At 58.3% G+C, this 18,049-nt stretch carries 16 protein-coding genes and 1 pseudogene; 4 read left to right on the top strand and 13 right to left on the bottom strand.

Features of this window, described 5'->3' with window-relative positions; translation table 11 throughout:
* Window positions 1-92: 92 nt before the first annotated feature.
* The 3 genes from VGU61_RS13830 to VGU61_RS13820 all read right to left on the bottom strand — a co-directional run bounded on the left by VGU61_RS13830 (window position 93) and on the right by VGU61_RS13820 (window position 4,130).
* Window positions 93-1,343 carry a GGDEF domain-containing phosphodiesterase gene (locus tag VGU61_RS13830; RefSeq protein ID WP_326859727.1) on the bottom strand — a complete coding sequence of 417 codons (1,251 nt, stop codon included), beginning with the start codon at window positions 1,341-1,343 and terminating at the stop codon, window positions 93-95.
* A gap of 62 nt (window positions 1,344-1,405) precedes the next feature.
* The gene (locus tag VGU61_RS13825) at window positions 1,406-2,941 is read right to left on the bottom strand and encodes an HD-GYP domain-containing protein (protein ID WP_326859726.1); all 1,536 of its coding nucleotides are present in this window, start codon (window positions 2,939-2,941) and stop codon (window positions 1,406-1,408) included.
* Between the two features lie 433 nt (window positions 2,942-3,374).
* Window positions 3,375-4,130: an MHYT domain-containing protein gene (locus tag VGU61_RS13820; protein ID WP_326859725.1), complete on the bottom strand. Its 756-nt coding sequence runs from the start codon at window positions 4,128-4,130 to the stop codon at window positions 3,375-3,377.
* Between the two features lie 239 nt (window positions 4,131-4,369).
* Here VGU61_RS13820 and VGU61_RS13815 point away from each other — a divergent pair, with 239 nt between their 5' ends.
* A complete protein-coding gene (locus VGU61_RS13815; protein WP_326859724.1) occupies window positions 4,370-5,044 on the top strand; it encodes an alpha/beta hydrolase in 675 nt (224 codons plus the stop codon).
* An 18-nt stretch (window positions 5,045-5,062) separates the two neighbouring features.
* Here VGU61_RS13815 and VGU61_RS13810 read toward each other — a convergent pair whose 3' ends face one another.
* The 4 genes from VGU61_RS13810 to zwf form a co-directional block, all read right to left on the bottom strand.
* Window positions 5,063-5,707, bottom strand: coding sequence for a hypothetical protein (locus VGU61_RS13810; protein WP_326859723.1), 645 nt, complete (start codon window positions 5,705-5,707; stop codon window positions 5,063-5,065).
* 278 nt (window positions 5,708-5,985) lie between these two features.
* Window positions 5,986-6,993 carry a lysylphosphatidylglycerol synthase domain-containing protein gene (locus VGU61_RS13805; RefSeq protein ID WP_326859722.1) on the bottom strand — a complete coding sequence of 336 codons (1,008 nt, stop codon included), beginning with the start codon at window positions 6,991-6,993 and terminating at the stop codon, window positions 5,986-5,988.
* Window positions 6,990-8,231, bottom strand: coding sequence for a cardiolipin synthase ClsB (gene clsB / locus VGU61_RS13800; protein WP_326859721.1), 1,242 nt, complete (start codon window positions 8,229-8,231; stop codon window positions 6,990-6,992). Before clsB ends, VGU61_RS13805 begins: the two co-directional genes overlap by 4 nt.
* Window positions 8,232-8,397: 166 nt before the next feature.
* On the bottom strand, window positions 8,398-9,867 hold the full coding sequence (gene zwf / locus VGU61_RS13795) for a glucose-6-phosphate dehydrogenase (protein WP_326859720.1): 1,470 nt from the start codon (window positions 9,865-9,867) through the stop codon (window positions 8,398-8,400).
* 1,459 nt (window positions 9,868-11,326) lie between these two features.
* On the opposite strand from zwf, the gene VGU61_RS13790 reads away from it, so the two are divergent.
* Window positions 11,327-12,739, top strand: coding sequence for a hypothetical protein (locus VGU61_RS13790; protein WP_326859719.1), 1,413 nt, complete (start codon window positions 11,327-11,329; stop codon window positions 12,737-12,739).
* Between the two features lie 35 nt (window positions 12,740-12,774).
* Here VGU61_RS13790 and VGU61_RS13785 read toward each other — a convergent pair.
* Together VGU61_RS13785 and VGU61_RS13780 are read right to left on the bottom strand one after the other, a co-directional pair.
* A pseudogene (locus VGU61_RS13785) lies at window positions 12,775-12,988 on the bottom strand (alanine--glyoxylate aminotransferase family protein); the annotation flags it as partial.
* A gap of 164 nt (window positions 12,989-13,152) precedes the next feature.
* Window positions 13,153-13,887 carry a hypothetical protein gene (locus VGU61_RS13780; RefSeq protein WP_326859718.1) on the bottom strand — a complete coding sequence of 245 codons (735 nt, stop codon included), beginning with the start codon at window positions 13,885-13,887 and terminating at the stop codon, window positions 13,153-13,155.
* Window positions 13,888-14,092: 205 nt separating this feature from the next.
* Here VGU61_RS13780 and VGU61_RS13775 point away from each other — a divergent pair, with 205 nt between their 5' ends.
* Both VGU61_RS13775 and VGU61_RS13770 read left to right on the top strand, forming a co-directional pair.
* Window positions 14,093-15,034, top strand: a complete 942-nt coding sequence (locus VGU61_RS13775; RefSeq protein WP_326859717.1) for an ABC transporter ATP-binding protein — start codon at window positions 14,093-14,095, stop codon at window positions 15,032-15,034.
* On the top strand, window positions 15,031-15,792 hold the full coding sequence (locus tag VGU61_RS13770; RefSeq protein ID WP_326859716.1) for an ABC transporter permease: 762 nt from the start codon (window positions 15,031-15,033) through the stop codon (window positions 15,790-15,792). Before VGU61_RS13775 ends, VGU61_RS13770 begins: the two co-directional genes overlap by 4 nt.
* A gap of 76 nt (window positions 15,793-15,868) precedes the next feature.
* On the opposite strand, the gene VGU61_RS13765 is transcribed toward VGU61_RS13770, so the two are convergent.
* The 4 genes from VGU61_RS13765 to VGU61_RS13750 form a co-directional block, all read right to left on the bottom strand.
* Window positions 15,869-16,378 carry a hemerythrin domain-containing protein gene (locus VGU61_RS13765; protein WP_326859715.1) on the bottom strand — a complete coding sequence of 170 codons (510 nt, stop codon included), beginning with the start codon at window positions 16,376-16,378 and terminating at the stop codon, window positions 15,869-15,871.
* A gap of 117 nt (window positions 16,379-16,495) precedes the next feature.
* Window positions 16,496-17,083: a restriction endonuclease gene (locus tag VGU61_RS13760; protein WP_326859714.1), complete on the bottom strand. Its 588-nt coding sequence runs from the start codon at window positions 17,081-17,083 to the stop codon at window positions 16,496-16,498.
* Window positions 17,080-17,634, bottom strand: coding sequence for a M15 family metallopeptidase (locus tag VGU61_RS13755; protein ID WP_326859713.1), 555 nt, complete (start codon window positions 17,632-17,634; stop codon window positions 17,080-17,082). Before VGU61_RS13755 ends, VGU61_RS13760 begins: the two co-directional genes overlap by 4 nt.
* Before the next feature lie 222 nt (window positions 17,635-17,856).
* The coding region (locus VGU61_RS13750) for a hypothetical protein (RefSeq protein ID WP_326859712.1) at window positions 17,857-18,049 on the bottom strand (193 nt) is incomplete at its 5' end.

Here is an 18,049-nt window from a genome sequence, read left to right as displayed (position 1 = left end):
ATGCGCGTCATGCCTGGAAGGCCGAGCGTTTCGATCGAAACAGCGCAGACAGATACCGTTGGCGCGGTAAAGTGCGTTTGACCAGCCCGCAGTTAGGTTGAACGTGCCCACTGGCTCGCCCATTCAGCCAGAGTGGCTGCCGGAACCGGTTTCGAATAGACATACCCTTGCACCTGGTCGCACCCCATCTGCCGCAGAATGGCAAGCGTCGCTTCATCCTCGGCGCCTTCTGCCACTACCTTGAGCTTGAAATTGTGCGCGAGATCGATCACCGCCCGCACGATCTGGGCATCGACCACCGACGAAGCCATATGTTCGACAAACAGCTTGTCTATCTTGAGTTCGACCAGCGGAAAACGCCTGAGGTAAAGCAGCGACGAGTATCCGGTGCCGAAGTCATCGATCGCCAGGCTGAATCCCAGCTTGGCCAGTGCATGCAAGGTTTTGATGGACAGCTCTGCATCGTTGAGCAGGGTGCTTTCCGTGACCTCCAGTCCGATCTGATCGCAAGGCACGCCCCAGACATTCGCGGCTTGCTGCAACAGGGCGGGCAGACCGGGCTCGTTGAGCATGGATGCGGACAAGTTCACCCACAGTATGCCGATACGCGCACCCGCAAGCACCGTCACATATTCCCTAAGTGCGGTATGGACAACGAAACGGGTCAGTTCACCGATCATGCCGTACCTCTCGGCGGTATCCACCAGGAGGGTAGGCGTCCAGCCGGAGCGCGCATCCGCCGGCCAGCGCACCAGTGCTTCGATGCCGGCTACCTGACCGGTATGCAAGTCCACCTTGGGCTGGTACGCCAGCGACAGACGGTTTTGCGCCAGTGCGGATTGCAGGGCCGCCATGACAGTGCGGCTCATTTCGCCGATTTCCGTTCCGGTCGCGACGACGCTGTAGCGACGGCTGGCGGCACGCGCTTCCTGTTGCGCGCCAAGCGCGGCCTTCAGCATGCGTGTCGCGGTGGTACGTGTCTGCCCGCACAGTGCGACGCCAATCACGGGTCGTACGGTCACCACCGGATCGCAATCGGGAATCGGTCTTTCCAGCAGGCGGATCAGATTGGAAGCCGCAAGGTCCGCGATCGTGGGCGACGATAGCTGTGTCAGCGCAACCCATACTTCATCGCTGGACGGCATCGCGAGGTAGTCACTTTCCCGCAGCACGGATCGGACCCGACGCAACAGTTCTTCCCGCACGGCCGCGCTGCCGGCTTCGTCGAGTATTGCTTCCAGCCGGTCGCTGCGCGCGAGCGAAACCACGAGCAAGGCGATTGTCGCCGGCGGGCTTCGCTGTTCGATGTTCGCGTCCAGCCGCCTGACGAATTCCTTCGGCATGAGCGAACCTGTGTCGACGGCCGAATTAGCCTGACGCCACTTGAGAAAATGCTGGCGCAACTTCATTGCGCACCGAAATAAAAGTCGCGCGAGTCGATTCCGTAGCTACCGTCAGTCAGGCCTCTGCGTATCTGCAGGTTGCGGCGCTTGCTGCGGGCATTGTGCTTGAACATGTCGATCTGCATCGGCGGCGTACGGCGGGTTTTGTCCTTATGAGTCACCAGCAATATGCGCGGCTCCAGGCGCCGCAGCGGGTTGTGCTGGATGACGATGGCGACATGGCCGCTGTTCAGTTCGACCAGCGAGCCGATCGGGAAGACGCCGATCGATTGCACGAACTGCTCTATGAGGGGACCGAACCAGCGGTTGTCGGCGCCGGCGAACAACTGCTTGATGGCGTCGAAAGGCGAATAGGTCTCGGCATAGGGACGCGGATTGATCATCGCGACATAGCCATCCACCACGGCAGCCATGCGACCGTAAATGGATATCTCGTGCGCGGACAGTCCCTTCGGATAGCCCTTGCCGTCGATCTGCTCGTGATGTTCCGCGATCGCCCGCAGCACGGCAGGCGGCAACATGTCGGATTCCGACTCGGACAGCATGGCGACACCGAGATCCACATGCTGGCGGGCGCGTTGCATTTCGCTATCGTTATAGCGCCCTTGCTTTTCGAGCAGCGACGGCGTGAGCTGGGTCTTGCCCAGATCGAGCAGTATGCCGATCATCGCGAGGTCGGCGAGCGGTTCGCGACCGAAGCCGAGATGCCGCCCCATCGCCGTCAGGTAAATCCCGGCCTCCAGGCTTCGCTGGTAAAGACGGTTGTCGGTCTGGTGTATTTTCGCCGCCCACATCATTGCGCTAGGGTGGGCAATCATATGCAGCGCCAGGGATTCGGCTGCCCGCTCCACCTTGCGTATATCGGTGGTATGGCGCAATGAAATGCCGGTCGTGATGTCGTCCAGCAGCCTAACCGTGGTCTTGCAGGCATCCAACGACGCCGGGACGGCGAGCCAGTTGAATTCCGGCTGGGGATAGGAAACCAGCGGTATCTCGGGCGGCACATAGGACGGCCTGGACGGCGGTGGCAATGCGTCGCGCGATCGGGCTCGTACTTTTGCCCCACCACCGGGAAGAAGGCGCTTCCACCATGGCATGCCGCCGCTGGCGGCTTCGCGATCGTAGCTGATGTTGGAAGACGCCGGAGGTGACGACCCGTTGCCGTTTGCGAGGAAATTCTGGATTGCCAGTGAGGGATCACTGGAGCCGAGGGCCGCATTCTTATCGGCAATCGTCATACCGCCGAGGGTGTCCGCCTCCTGCAGCCCAAAGTATTTGCCGCTGCTGAGAATACGATCGAGATATTCTTTGAGTGCCGCATCGTGGCTGCGGGTCGGATCGACATTGACATACTGGGCGACCTTTTGAAGGATCTCGATCTGCCGCTTTTCGGTGATCAGGACGCCTTCGAGCTCGAACGGCGTTTTTTTCCAGCCGCAGTCCACGTCGGATACGAACATGCCCAGGCGCAGGTCGTACACCGGCAGGCAGACGTCGTATGCCAGTGGTTTTTTTAAAGGTTGACCCGGTTTCAACATGTGTATCGCCAAAAAGCAACACTAACTCCGGCAGCAAGAGGAGCGTGGCGCAACCAATAAGATTCGCGGCTGTAAGGTCCAACAAGACCGTGTGTGACTTAGGCAGAAGACATTTCTGGAGAGAAATGCAAAGCCTGACGGCAATTATATACGCACTGGAACCGTGAACCGAACGCCGCATGGCGATTTGCAACAGGGCGAAAACAGGATGGGAAAAGGTTTCGAAACGGCAGGGGCGGTGCGCTGCCGGCACGCGGAATGCCGGCAGGAAGTCGAGGCGAACCGGTTTTCAGCCAGGGATTCAGGTCGACCAGGGTTTATTTGACAAGCACCGCGAGCGGTTCGGCGCTGCACCGGGGAGCGCACGCTTACGGAAGTATGCCGGGCACCGCAGGCGCAGTGCCGAACTTCGCGGCAGCTTATCAAATACCGCCTAGGCGGTGGCCAGCGCCTTGTCCATCAGGCGTGAGGTGGAGATCCAGAACACGTAGCTCAATACGCCGACCGACACGAGCACCACCCAGAACTCCATGCGCCATGCGCGCATCGTCAGGAAACCGGCCGGTTCGGCACTGGTGCAGACAAGCGTCGCGGCGGTCATGCCGACGTAGTGCATCATGCAGACCGCGATGCCCATCACGAATGCGGCTGCCAGCCGGTAGGTCCACCTTGAGACATTGAACGCCATCCACAGCGCGGCGGCAGCGGCGCCGACCGCGATCAGGACCGACAGTCCGACAGTGGAAAGATCCAGCGACATGGTCGCCCGCATGTTCATCGCGTACATGCCGATGTAATGCATGGCGGCCACGCCGAGGCCGGCCAGAAGGCTTCCGGTCAGCCATCCCGAAACCCGGAATTTGCCCCGCCCGCCGGTAAGGTAGAGCGCCAGGCCGGACAAGCCGATCGCGGCGATCAATGACCCGATCGTCGGAATGACCTCATAGCTGACGTTTACGCCGACTCGATAGGCAAGCATGCCGATGAAATGCATTGCCCATATGCCCACCCCGCCGAGCGACACGGCCGCGCCTGCCACCATTGCCCAGTCGGTTCGTCCGTCGGGGCGGATCATCCACCGGGCGCACTGCAAGGCCGCAAACGCGCCGAACACGGATATCACGTACGACAATGCAACCAGGTTTTCCCTGTACTCGGGCGTCAATACTTGACCTGCGACGGGCTCCATATTCTTCCTGTATAAAAGATTGTCCAAGACAAAAACTTAACTCAAGGCAATTATTGCGTGTATTAAAGTTATATGCAATACATTGTCCATGACATATATCAATCGGATCGATTAAGATCTACAAAGGTTTTCATTTATACAACAGCGTATTCCCGGCATCGTCCGGTTACTTGAACCATGTGCGGGGAACCCGGCGCGGAACGACGCTCTAATGTTTTTTATTCAGTCTGGAGCCGGCAATGTCCGTTGACGCACGCTTGCAGGCGCGCCCTTCCACACCCGATGGCCCGGCCAAGTCGGGCATGCAGAAATTCGATGTCGGGGGCGCACGCGATAGTTACTTTTACGTACCTTCCCGCTACGATCCGGCGGTCCCGGCGCCGCTGGTATTGCTTTTGCACGGCGCGGGCGGCCATTCCCGGCACGGGCTGGACCTGTTGCAGCATCTTGCGGACGATAGCGGCCTGATCCTGATCGCACCCGCATCGACTTCGCATACCTGGGATGTGATTGCCAACCGGTCGTACGGCGCGGATGTGGCCATGGTGGATCAGGCGCTGAAGCATGTGTTCGCCCACTATGCGGTGAACCCGGACCGCCTGGCGATCGGCGGCTTTTCCGACGGCGCGTCGTATGCGCTGACCTTGGGATTGGCGAACGGAGATTTATTCACCCACGTTATCGCGTTTTCGCCGGGTTTCATCGCGCCGATCACGCCGCGCGGACAGCCGAAGGTATTTATCTCGCACGGCAACCAGGACGAAGTCCTTCCGATCGAGCCGTGCAGCAGGAAAATCGTGCCGCGGCTGCGCCGTGCGGAATATGAAGTGATGTATGACGAATTCGACGGCGGCCACGCCATTCCCGGTGAAGTGGCGCAGTTTGCGGTGAATTGGTTTCTCGGGCGGATTTGACGCGCAAGCGCGTGCCGGCTAGGCCTCGTAGTGAAAGCCCCGCTTTTCCAACGGGTCGTCCATGTAAAAATCGTGGAACATGATGACACCGTCGTCCCCTTCCGAGGTTTTGGGAAAGGCCGATATTGCAAACTGCAATACGTCGCCGCTGTCGTACAAGTCCAGCTCATCCATCGGCTTGACCTCGACGGCGCTTCCGTCCGTCGAGTTGCCTGTCATATGCAGCACGCTTTTCAGAAGCAGCGCCCGTCCCGCCGCACTGTAGAACTGCGCCTCGGTCGCGATCGGCGCCACATGCCTTTTGATGTCCCTGAGCGTTGCATGCGCCCATTGTTCACGATCATATGACACGCCTAAGTCGAATTTCGGATACACCGTTTGCACAAGAAAATCCTCCAGCGAAGGCGCATCCTCGCCGAGCGGCCGGGTCAGGATAGCGCTCAATAGCACCGCGTCGCGATTCAAGGGATGCGTCTTGTCCTGCACACTGTCGCGAAGGCGCCCGACCAGGTGGGATAGTTCCAGATCCTTGTTGCCGTGCCTTTCTTCATCAAGCTTGCGAACCGCATCCCATGCCTCGACCATCGGCAGCAGCGCCCTGCCGGTACCGGGGTCCGCGAACAATCGGTTCAGCATGTTCAGGAATTCCTGCTTGATGCGCATGGCATGCTGCTGCCCGATCCATTTTTGCCTAAGTCCCGGTGAGCCGGGGCGAAATACGGTTTCCGTGTTTGGTGGGCCGCTCGGACCGGCAGCGGCGGTAGGGATTGATCGATCCGCATGCTGCTTTGGTTGATTGGCAAGCGGCGGGACTGCTGCGGACAAAGGCTGCAGCGGATGGTGCGGAGGAATCATGATTGTGTCGGAACAGAAGGTTCATTTGATCTTGCAATGTCGCGGCCGATAGGTGGTGCAAGCCGGATTCAAGGTGTGAGTGGGAATTACTTCCCTTTGGTTCCCGGCGTGTTCGACGTTGCGCCGGCCCGCTTGGCGCGGGCTTCCACGATGAAGTACACCAGCGTGGCCACCGCCAGCGGTATGAGGTAGTAGAGGGCGCGATAGGCGAGCAGAGCCGCCAGTAGTTCATGCCTTGGCATTTCATGCGACAGCAGCGTGACGAAGACCGTCTCGATGACGCCGAGGCCTGCCGGCACGTGGGTAATCACACCGGCGATGGCGGCGACCAGCAGCACCCCGAGCACCGTCGGGTAGGCGATCTTCTGTTCCAGCAGCATGTAGACGATGCCGCCGATCAGCATCCAGTTGGCAGTGGACATCGCCAGTTGCACCAGCGCGAGCCTCAGCGACGGCAGCGTGATGTCGTGTCCGCGTATCGTCCAGGTGCGGCGGCTCGAAAATGCGCACAGCAACATGTATGCGATGGCGGTCGCAAAAAGACCGATACCCATCGCCCGCAGTCCTGTGGTATCGAGCTTCCAGTCGGGTGGCGGCGCAATCGGCCACCACCAGAAGACCAGCCCCGCAAGCAGCAGATACCCGAGCCAGTTGGTCAGCATGCTCATGCCGAGCACGCGGGTGATGACGTCGGCATCCAGGCCGAGCCGTGAATAGAGGCGGTAACGAAATGCGACGCCGCCGATCAGCGAACCCATATTGAGGTTGAAGGTATAGCTGATGAAGGTGACGGTCATGACCTGCCGCGTTTTCAGCGGATGGCCGGTAACGTGCCGGCCCAGCAGATCAAAGCAGCTGTAGAGTGCATGGCTCGCCGCGGCAAGGGCCGCCGCCAGCCACAATCCCTGCGCCGATCGCCGGCCGATCGCCGCAACGACTTCGTCCCACTCGACCGAACGCGCCTGGGTTACGAGAAGATAGGCAACCACACCGAAGAACGCGATCTTCACCGCACGCTTCACCCATGGCCACCAGGGCCTGGATGTCAAACCTTGCCCTGCAGGACGTCGCGCCGCGTCGGATGTGTCGTTCACGACCACGCCTTTTCATCCAGCCGGTCCGCCCCGTTCCGGATCTGCGCCGCCCTCAGCGGCGTCAGCTTCGGCGCATGGGCGGGCAGCCACCCGGCCCAGGCAGGAAACCGCCGCAGCAGCGGGAACAAAAAGAAGCTTCTCACCTGGCGCAATGCGCTGGACTCCTGGAGGTCGGCGGCTTCAATCCGCTTGCAGCTGTTTTGCATCAAGTTCTGCAGGTTGTCGGCCAATTGCCGGTTGAAGGTGCGATCGCGGATCATGACGTTCGCTTCCAGGTTGAGCGTCAGACTGAGCGGATCAAGGTTGCTCGACCCGACTGTCGCCCATTCATCGTCCACCAGCGCCACCTTGCCATGCAGCGGCCGGTCGCAATATTCGTAGATGCGCACGCCGGCGCGCAGCAGGTGGTGATACAGCATCGCAGCTGCGATCTGCACGATGCGCATGTCCGGATTGCCTTGCAAAATGAGCGTCACTTCCACGCCGCGCCGGGCCGCCTTGCGCAGCTCTCTCAGGAAAGCATAGCCGGGGAAGAAATACGCATTGGCGATGATGACCCGCCGGCGCGCCAGGCGGATGGCGACGCGGTAATGCCGTTCGATATCACGCCTGTGGTGGTGATTGTCGCGCCAGACGAACATGGCATCCGCCGTGCCTGTGACCGGTGGCGATTTTGGCACCGCGTCGGCGAATGACTTGGGACGGCGCTGATACCAGCGCCGGTCAGGGTTGCCTTCGACAATCGCATCATAGGCGAACTTGCGGATCTGCCCGACGATCGGACCTTCGATTTCAATCGCGTAGTCCTGCTTCGCCTCCGGACCGAAATCGCCCAGATGGTCGGCGGAATAATTGATGCCGCCGACGAAGGCGCGCACACCATCCACCACGACGATCTTGCGATGCATGCGGCGAAAGTAATTGATGCGCCGAAATAGCTTCGGCGCGGGATCGAACACATGGATCTTCACGCCGGCCGAAGTTAGCGAAGCGATATATTCATCCGACAGGTCCGGCGAGCCGAACGCATCCACCGTAACATCGACCCGCGCGCCGTTGGCGGCGGCGGCGAGCAATGCGGAATGCAGTGCCTTGCCCACCTTGTCCTCGTAGAGGATGAAGGTTTCGAGCACCACTTCCTGCCGTGCGGCGGCGATCACCTCGAATACCCTCGGGAAGAACTGTTCTCCGTTTTCAAGCAGGGTGATCTTGTTGCCGCTGGTCCATCGCTGTTTCACTGCGGGCTTCCTTGTCGTTGGCGTGCCCGCAGCAATTCAAGGACGGCCGGATTGCCGTCATCCGCCGCAGGCGCGCATCAGGGACAAGTATGTCGGGTATGGCCACCGGTGCGTTGCACTGGCTCAACGACTGCGCTGTTTGGAATTTCGAGGCGAGCCGCGCGGATTATTCGATCCAGGAAAATCCCTGCCGGGCAAGTAATGCCCCTGATGCATCCGGGCCCCAGCTGCCGGCGGTATAGAGTTGCGGCTTTTCGCCGAGTTCCTTCCATCCGGCCAGGATCGGGTCCGCCCACGACCATGCTGCTTCGAGTTCGTCGCGCCGCATGAAGTGGGTAAGGCGTCCGCGCACCACATCGATGAGGAGGCGTTCATAGGCCTCCGCGCGTCGCTGCGAAAACGCCGATTGCAGATCGAGGTTCAGATTGACCGGCAACATATGCATGCCACTGCCCGGCTGCTTCGCCATCAGCTGCAACTGCACCGATTCCTCCGGCTGAAGCCGTATCACGAGGCGATTGGCGCGGCTGCGCGGCGCGTCCGGAAAAATGGAGAGCGGCGGATCGGCGAATTCGATGACGATCTGCGACAGTTGCTTCTGCATGCGCTTGCCGGTGCGCAGGAAGAACGGCACATGGGCCCAGCGCCAGTTGTCGACATAGGTCCGCAGCGCGACAAAGGTTTCGGTGCGGCTGTCCGGCGGCACGCCGGCTTCGTCGCGGTAAGCCTTGACCACTTCGCCGGCGGCGGCTCCGGCAGTGTACTGGCCGCGCACAGTATCGCGCGCGATGTCGCCCAGCGTCATGCGGCGCAGCGACCGGATTACCTTCAGCTTTTCGTCGCGGACTGCATCCGGGTCGAGCGACACCGGCGGCTCCATCGCAATGATGCACAGCAATTGCAGCAGATGGTTCTGCACCATGTCGCGCAGTGCGCCGGTCTCGTCGTAGAAGCCGGCTCGGCTGCCGACGCCGACGGTTTCCGCAACGGTGATCTGTACGCTGACGATATTCGGCGCCCGCCAGAGCGGTTCAAGGATGCCGTTGCCGAAGCGCAGCACCATCAGGTTCTGCACCGTTTCCTTGCCGAGATAGTGGTCGATCCGGTAAATCTGCGATTCGCTGAAATGCTTTCCCACTGCCGAATTGATTTCACGCGCCGAGTTCAGATCGTGGCCGAGCGGCTTTTCGAGTACCACGCGGCTGTTGCCATCGATCATATCGCTGGCGGCGAGGTTTTCGCAGATGGTGGTAAAGAGGCTGGGCGCGGTGGCGAGATAGAAGGCGCGCTGCACGCCCTGCCGCGACGACTTGGCAAGTGCGGCGTACCCGGCGGCGTCGGTTGCATCGAGACAGACATAATCCAGCATGCGAAGAAATTCCCGCCATGCCTCCTGCTCAAAGTTCCGCTCGTTGATGAACGGCTGCGATTTCGCCTGCACGAATTCCAGATAACCGGCCCGGTCATAATCATGACGCCCGGTGGCAATGATGCGGGTCGAGGGCGGCAGGTTACCGTGCAGATGCGCCATGTACAACGCCGGCAGCAGTTTGCGGACCGACAGGTCGCCGGCGCCACCGAAGATGATCATGTCGAGCGGAAGGGATGGAGCGGAGGATGTTGCAGTTGTGATCATGGAAATGTCGCTGGCGCGGCGGCCGGTGTTGATGAAGTCCGCGCCAGTTTAAAGCAAACGAAGGACAAAACAAGCGCGGCAAGCAGCATCGGCCGGTTGCCCTGACCTGCACCAGTGCGTCAGCTTAGCTTCCCAACGCGAGCGCTAGCGCTTTTATTACAGTGCAACGCATCCATCCTCAAGACACGCACCTGCAGCCCGAGATATTCGATTAGCCCCTGCGCAGCCGGAATTTCGTTGAATTTCTCCGCTACCTCGACACCGCCAAGCACGATCAGGCCATGCTGATCAAAGGCCAACACGATGTGCCGGGCAGCCAAGTCATCAAGCGTGAGGCGCTGCCACGTCGAACAAATCGTTCAGCTCCACCAGCCGCTCGGCGATCAATACCTCGATCGCCCGCAGAGAACCGGCGCCTGCCATGACATCACAAGCGCACACGGCAACGGTCCTGCGCGCAGGAAAAGAGACGTTTGTTTATATCTTGGACTGTTTCGGAGGAACTTTTTTTGTTGGATTGCCACAGAGACGATCTTTCTAGCGTAGCCAACTTGGTCAGTACATACCAGATTATGCCTATCAAGCGATTTTTGCCCGCAAGGCCGTTAGGAGCCGCGCAAAAATAAATAAGTAAAGCTTTCGAACACTCGTCCTATAGCGAGAACAAAAAAACGCCATAAGTTATTCCTGCGCGGGCCCTAAGCAAACGATGCCTCTTTATGAATTTCGGAGATTGCAAATGGATCAGCCAAGATCGGCACCTTGCAATAAGACCACATTAATACCCGCATGGTGTATTAACTCTAACAAATGATTTTCTCCATGCATTCCAGGGGACTCATTGAGGAAGCTTGCACAGTCTTCATTGTCTTCCGAAAAAACCTGGAATACATAAAGCAATATTTGCAGATTAATCAACAGATTGACCCACAATAATAAGGTACCAATAGAATGACTTCGCCTATATCACGCTCATATCCCACGACTCGTCCTACACATCTTAACGAACCGTTGTTACCTACCGCATCGACGAGCGTACCAATCCTAACGTCTTATGCAGAAACCGCTGGGCAGACTGCACTTGCAGCTCACAATGCGTGGAGCGGGGCGGCGATGCGGAGGCGTCTTCATGCTGCAGCAGGCGGTGTAGCGAGAACCGCCTCGGCGGCATACCATGGATCGTTTGACATTGGCCTCGCAGCATATAACAACATTGTGAAATCAGCCGGATCGGCGGTTATAAACACCTCGGTTGCAGCGGTGAAGCAACTTGCGACATTCGCCCAAGAATCGATGACAGGAGTAGCGTTCGTAGGAGGGCGTGCAGTGTCCGGCAGAGCAGATTCCGTACTAAAGTTACCGCAGTGGCTGATACCTTCATCAGTGAAGGATTTGTTTACGTCCGATGGAAGGGAGCTATCGGAAAAAGGCTTGAAATTCATAAAAAACGTTGTCACTTATGGCGGCGGAGCAGCTGCATCTTCTTTTATATCAGTTACCGATTGTCGGCATATCTGATTCGTTGGGACGATGCTCCGCTCAGGCCACTTCAGATAAACTTGAAGAGGGCAACTATACAATGCCGCTCGTGCTTACGGGACTTTTGGCCGGTACTGCAATTTACCGGATTAGAACGCTCATAAATAGCATGGATCTTCGCGACCTCGATGCAAAGCAAAAATCGAGTGTAATAGCCGCCCATTTTGGGATATCGCCGGAAAAGTTTGATGCGATGCCGGATGCCGAAAGGAAGAAGCTGGAGGAGAAAGCCACACGAGACTGGCTGATGTTGGCAGGCGGCGCTGCGCTCATGCCAGTAGGCGCGTTCTCCATGTGCCTGATCGGAAAATTATCTGCGGCAACCGCCCTTTCCAATCCGCTTTTCATGGCGATAGCAACAAATATGGTCAAGGAAGTTGTTCGTGGATCTATTTATGGCGGCCTGCGGGAAACAGCCCAAGAAATACTTACAGGCCCGAAGGCAGGAGATGCAACCCTGACCCATTCGGAATCATGGGGGTCGGCAGTCAAATATGGGGTGATATCAGGCGCAGTCAACTTGGGGCAAAATGCAGCGCAACAAGCCATTCTCAATGGATCGAGTTTGACTCGTGAGAATACTTGGGGGCAGAAGATTAGTGTCCTGACGGCATTTGCGTTCATAAATGCAATTGGCGAATCGCTTAACTGGACGGACCTCGGCTCGGATCGCACAAGAAAATGCGCCGAGCTTGCGAAGGAAAAACTCACTGAATACCATCAGGGCCATGGAATGCCGGAACCCACGCCCGCTCAACTGGACGAAGTGGCAAAACAAGCCGAATTCGCATTTGAATTAGGAGTCAAGGATCAAAGCTACGCTGAAGCACTCCGCAATATCTACCGCAGGTATGTAGGGTCAATGCTCGCGCGTGAAGGGGTTTATGCATGTTCGAATGCAATATCCAATACCATGTCAAGTTTATTAAAACTCATGGAGGGAGCAAGCGGCGGCAAAGGTTCTTTTAATATTCTTAACAACATCCTTATCGGTTTTGGCACCACCTTTACCTATGCTAAATTCGCCGCATGTGCGCAAAGCCTGGGAGTGCGGAGAGGCATACGCGCTGAGAGCGGAGGAAAAATCGCGTCAGCCTCCGAATCTTCGTCAGCCTCTTCCATCAATTGGAGTTTTTTAAATTCCATTAAAGAGGAAGGAAGCCATAGCGGAGCAATCCAAAGAAGCGTAAGTGTCTACAGCGAAGAACGAACCGGAATCGATTACGAAGCGCTCAGAGAAGCAACTGTAAAGGCACATAGCATCGCTGACATTAACATTGAGCGCGGTGCGCCAAAAGGACTCAGACACCGACATATGTCTGACATCAATTAGAGTTAACGCGAATCCGCCGTTCTCCTACGTCTCCCTATCTGCAGCCACTTGCGCAAGTCGCACGCGAAACTGGCGCTTGTGGTCGATTCGATTCTTTCCCATGCCCATGCGCTCAGCGTCACGAGCGCACGGGCATGGGGAGGCACTCCATCCCTTTTGCCGTGCGTTGATCAGCACATTGACGCCGATGGCTTCCATGTCAAACCAGATAGCGCCCGAGGCGATGCAGTCCAGCACGGCAACGGCTCCAGCGCATAACGCTTGCCCTGCGCGCGCCGAACATCCCGCAGTTCAGACAATACGCCACCGAATAGCATCCTTGCTTCCGCCTCTTGTTTTGAAGCTTGCAAGGTCAACACGGTTGATCAGAAGTTAACAGCCCTGCATGCAATAGAGGGGCTGTGCATGCCAGCTTAGAACCGGTAATTAAACCCCGCCAGCGCGCGGAAGGAGCTTGGCGATGCATCCTGATCACGATGCGAAAAACCGAGGTGCCCGGTGCCGCTGTTGAACTTCGCTTCGACGAAGGCGGCCATGCGCTGCGTCATCCGATACTCCAGGCCGCCGAGCACCTGGTAGCCGAATCCGGAAGCCTGATCGTTATAGTCGTGCGCATCGTGATCGGCGGCGCTATCCGCCTGGGAGAAGCGGTAAGCCAGTCCAGCACCCGCATAGGGCTGCAGCCGCCCGCCGGCGAGCCGGGGATTTTGCCAGCGGTAGATGCCGTTCAGGCTGAGGATGTTGACGCCGCCGGAGATGTCCATGCGCTGTGCCTGCCTTTCCGGCATTGCCAAGCCGTTCGCCGGGCCGCGCCAAAAGTTTTCCGACGCCAGGCCGCGTCCAAGCGCGCTGTAACCGGTGCCGTAATGGCTGAAATCGAGCGCAGCGCCCCAATTCGGATGCCGGCTGCCGAACTGGCTGATGCGAAGGTTGTAAAAGGACGCGGAATTGTAGCGATCGCCTCCCCATTCGACGCCGCGCAGCGTCAGGCCTGTGCCGGTCCCAGACTGGCGCAAGGCCGGGCTGCCGGGTAAGGAAGCCGTGCTTTCGTAGAGAGAGAATATGCCGTTCGCGGCCGCCGGCGCGGGGAGGACGAGAAACCCGGTGATGGAAATGGCACACAGCACGGTCGCATGGCTTCCAGTCATGATGCTCTCTCTGAAGTTAGGATTTCAGGATAGGCTTCAGCATCGAAACTTGCCAGCCCCAAGCGCAAGAATAATGATTTAGCGCAAGTTTTTGAGATTTGCCAAAATCTCAACGGCCACATCATGTGTGAATGCGCCTCGTGCGGCACTGTGCGAAACGGTGATATCTTGCCGCATCCGTTTAATCTTTTAACAAGGACGCCATGTGCAACCGGTTATTTCCGTCAATTCGCTGACCAAGACATATGCGTCTGGATTCCAGGCGCTCAAGAACATCAACCTCGATATCCGGCGCGGCGAAATCTTCGCCCTCCTCGGCCCCAACGGCGCCGGCAAAACCACCCTCATCAGCATCGTCTGCGGCATCGTCAATGCCAGCAGCGGCACCGTGACGGCGGACGGCCACGATATCGCCCGCGACTACCGGGCGGCGCGTACCAAGATCGGGTTGGTGCCGCAGGAATTGTCGACCGACGCTTTCGAGACCGTCTGGGATACGGTGAAATTCAGCCGTGGCCTGTTCGGCAAGGCGCCGAATCCCGGTTATCTGGAAAAGGTGCTGAAGGATTTGTCGCTTTGGGATAAACGCAGCTCGAAAATCATGGCCTTGTCCGGCGGCATGAAGCGCCGCGTGATGATTGCCAAGGCGCTCAGCCATGAACCGAAAATCCTGTTTCTCGACGAGCCGACCGCAGGAGTCGACGTCGAATTGCGGCGCGATATGTGTGAAATGGTGCGGCGGCTGCGTGAAAGCGGCGTCACCATCATTCTTACCACCCACTATATCGAGGAAGCGGAGGAAATGGCCGACCGTATCGGCGTGATCAGCAAAGGTGAAATCCTGCTGGTCGAGGACAAGGCGGTGCTGATGCAGAAGCTGGGCAAAAAACAGCTCACGCTGCATCTGCAGCATCCGCTGGACGCGGTGCCTGCCGATCTGTCGGCGTACCGGCTCGAACTGTCGTCCGACGGCAGCCAGCTTGTCTACACCTTCGATGCGCAGGGTGAACGCATGGGCATACCGGAGCTGCTGAAGAAACTGGATGAGCATGGCATCCACTTCAAGGATCTTCAGACCAGCGAAAGTTCGCTGGAAGAAATCTTCGTCAGCCTGGTGAAGGGAAATGGTAAAGGGGAACGACCATGAATATCCATGCAATCAAGGCCATATATGTTTTCGAGATGGCGCGCACCTGGCGGACAATACTGCAAAGCATCGCATCGCCGGTGATCTCCACCTCGCTCTACTTCATCGTGTTCGGCTCGGCGATCGGCTCGCGCATGGCGCAGATCGACGGCATCAGCTACGGCGCCTATATCGTGCCTGGGCTCATCATGTTGTCGGTGCTGACCGAAAGCATTTCCAACGCGTCGTTCGGCATTTACATGCCGAAGTGGGCAGGAACAATTTATGAGGTGTTGTCGGCGCCGATTTCCGCCTTTGAGATCGTAATCGGTTACGTCGGCGCGGCAGCAAGCAAATCGGTAATCCTCGGATTGATCATCCTGGCCACCGCCCGGTTATTCGTCGATTATTCGATTGCCCATCCGTTCTGGATGCTGGCCTTTCTCATCCTGACGTCGATCACCTTCAGCCTGTTCGGCTTCATCATCGGCATCTGGGCGGATGGCTGGGAAAAGCTGCAGATCGTTCCCATCATGATCGTCACGCCGCTCACTTTCCTTGGGGGCAGCTTTTACTCCATCAACATGCTGCCGCCATTCTGGCAAAAGGTGACGCTCTTCAACCCGGTGGTGTATCTCGTCAGCGGATTCCGCTGGAGCTTTTATGGCGTGTCGGATGTCGGCGTCGCAATCAGCCTCGGCATGACCGTCGTGTTCATGGTGCTGTGCCTTGGCGGAATATGGTGGATCTTCAGGACGGGCTATCGACTGAAGGTTTGAATGCGTGATGCCCCTTCCCTTGCCGGGCACCCGGAAAGGGAAGGAAAAGCGCTACGTCACTGCAGTCGCAGCAGTGCTACGTACGTGCATCCTTTTGACCCATCGCACTTGCCTGCCCGCTGATCATGTTGGCTTCGAACGCCTGCATCTCCAGACCGAGAGCCGACATGTCCATGCCGGACTGCTCCACTTTCGGGAACAGTTGCTGCTCTTCCACCTCGACATGCTTCATGACGGCCTCCGACAACTGGCGATACATCTGGTCGCACTGCGGGTCGTCTTCGCCCATCGCTTTGATCTGATCCAGCATCTGTCTTACCTGCTGATGCTCGTCTTCGCAGGAATCAACCAGCGACGCATCGGCTTCATGCACACGCGGATAAAAAACCGTCTGCTCCAATGCATCATGCAATTCCAGATTCATCAGGATCTGCCGGCCGGCTTCTTTCTTGACGTTCATGTCCTGCGAGTTCAGGTAGCTGTCGAACAGCTTGCTGACAAGTTGGTGATCCATCCGCAACGCCTGCAGCGGTTGATCGACCGGAAACCCGGCACCGCCGCGACGGTCATTGACATCCATTTCCATTTGAAACTCCTTTATGGGGAAGAGCTTTGAAAAGCAAAGCCCGGACAAAGGAGTTTAGGAGGCGCCCTTGCGATTGCAAGGACGGCAGTAGGGTTATTCCGTATATCGTCCTGCGGCTCAGGTATTGCGCGGATGCACAATGCCCTGCAGCAGCTCAGCCAGGCCGTTGCCTTGCATGACACGTATATTCTTCTGTGACGCAAATGTTTTCGCGTTGTCGGAAAGCTGGCCGGTCATAATGAAAATGCTCTCGCGCGCCTCGGCTTTCTCCGCTGCCATCTGCAGTTCGCGCAGCGGTTCGATGCCGGCGCCGGCGGCCTTCCAGCGCTTGGCGCTTACCAGAACGGTCCGGCCCGCCTTGGCGATCTCGAAGTCCGCGGCCGGACCGGCGAGCCGCTTGACGTCATATCCGTCACGCCTGTAAGCCTGCTCGATCGCATTGGCAAAATCGCGCCAGGGCATGGCATTGATGGTCTCGATGAGTTCCGCAACACGCGAGGGACTTGGCATGCGCAGCTGCCGCCAGGCAGCGACAATGCCGACCACCAGAAACGGCAGTCCGGCGGAAATGCCGTAGGCAGCCACCTGCCTCGGCAGCATCGCACTCGCCGCCAGCGAAATCACCGCAGCGATCAGGATGCTGATCCACCACGGCGAGCGCAGCAGGATCGCAAACAGCGACTTCTCGGCCATCTTGAGTTTCATGCCTCGCTCCGTGCGCTGCCCGGCTGGTAGCACCAATGCCAGGGCTCGTAGATGAACCCGAGCTTGTTTCCGCGCGGGTAGGATAAGGTGAATCCGAAGCGGGACGCATGCAGCGACAGCCACCGGAATGCGTCGGTATGCTCGAACGGTTCCTCGGTCGCCTCGCAGCCCGGCGTGTTGATGTCGATTGCACGGCCACTGTGATGTTCACTGTAGCCCGGCGGTGCGCTCAGGGTCAGGATGGTTTCGATCGGCATGTTCTTCGCAAGCTTGGCGCGGATGATGTCGGCCTGCCGCTCGATATTGCGGAACGCCGATACGAGTTCGATCACGATACCGTCTTCGCGGGCCGACTCCTTCATCGCTGCCCAGGCGCGCGCTGCCTCGGGAATGAGCAGGTACTCGCTACCGTCCGTGCCGGTTTCGGCAACGACGAGTTGGGCCGGCTCGGGATGAAACGGGATGGGATTGCGCGCAAGGATGGCGGCGGTGATGCCAAGTTCATCCAATACCTGGCGGATGTGGTGATTCAGATCGTCATTGACTAGCATCGGGTGAATACCGGGACAGGAGTATGTGGAAGCGCGGCGGCCAAGCCGTCCGCGCCGAAGTCCCGTATTTTAAGAGAAAGCGCCAAGCCGTCCTAATCGATGTGAAATTCACAAATCGCCGAACGAGTTGCGCCAAGCCACCCACCCACCCTTCGCGGAACACGGCGAACCGTCATCCGCTTACCTGTCGATTGTCGAATCGGTACCTTGCCGGTTCGTCTTCTAGCCGCCCCAACTTCGGGCGCCACGCTCGTCGACAGATCTGATTTGTTGGCCGACCTGCTTGACCAGCATTAGCCTTTCGGGATAAAACGCCGCCCAGATATTGATGCACAGGCAGACCTGGTCTCTATCCAATGTGGGCGGGGGCTCATCCGCCGCATCCTGGATGCAGGCGCTGTTCCCGCTCCGCTTG

Source organism: Noviherbaspirillum sp. (assembly GCF_035944575.1).
Classification (GTDB): domain Bacteria; phylum Pseudomonadota; class Gammaproteobacteria; order Burkholderiales; family Burkholderiaceae_D; genus Noviherbaspirillum.
This window is presented reverse-complemented; position numbering and strand designations above follow the sequence as displayed.

Bases quoted from the DNA above. Each gene is read 5' to 3' on its own strand.
- VGU61_RS13830 (WP_326859727.1), bottom strand. From the start codon at position 1,343: ATGCCGAAGGAATTCGTCAGGCGGCTGGACGCGAACATCGAACAGCGA.
- VGU61_RS13825 (WP_326859726.1), bottom strand. From the start codon at position 2,941: ATGTTGAAACCGGGTCAACCTTTAAAAAAACCACTGGCATACGACGTC.
- VGU61_RS13820 (WP_326859725.1), bottom strand. From the start codon at position 4,130: ATGGAGCCCGTCGCAGGTCAAGTATTGACGCCCGAGTACAGGGAAAAC.
- VGU61_RS13815 (WP_326859724.1), top strand. From the start codon at position 4,370: ATGTCCGTTGACGCACGCTTGCAGGCGCGCCCTTCCACACCCGATGGC.
- VGU61_RS13810 (WP_326859723.1), bottom strand. From the start codon at position 5,707: ATGCGCATCAAGCAGGAATTCCTGAACATGCTGAACCGATTGTTCGCG.
- zwf (WP_326859720.1), bottom strand. From the start codon at position 9,867: ATGATCACAACTGCAACATCCTCCGCTCCATCCCTTCCGCTCGACATG.
- VGU61_RS13790 (WP_326859719.1), top strand. From the start codon at position 11,327: ATGGCGGCGGAGCAGCTGCATCTTCTTTTATATCAGTTACCGATTGTC.
- VGU61_RS13780 (WP_326859718.1), bottom strand. From the start codon at position 13,887: ATGACTGGAAGCCATGCGACCGTGCTGTGTGCCATTTCCATCACCGGG.
- VGU61_RS13770 (WP_326859716.1), top strand. From the start codon at position 15,031: ATGAATATCCATGCAATCAAGGCCATATATGTTTTCGAGATGGCGCGC.
- VGU61_RS13765 (WP_326859715.1), bottom strand. From the start codon at position 16,378: ATGGAAATGGATGTCAATGACCGTCGCGGCGGTGCCGGGTTTCCGGTC.
- VGU61_RS13760 (WP_326859714.1), bottom strand. From the start codon at position 17,083: ATGAAACTCAAGATGGCCGAGAAGTCGCTGTTTGCGATCCTGCTGCGC.
- VGU61_RS13755 (WP_326859713.1), bottom strand. From the start codon at position 17,634: ATGCTAGTCAATGACGATCTGAATCACCACATCCGCCAGGTATTGGAT.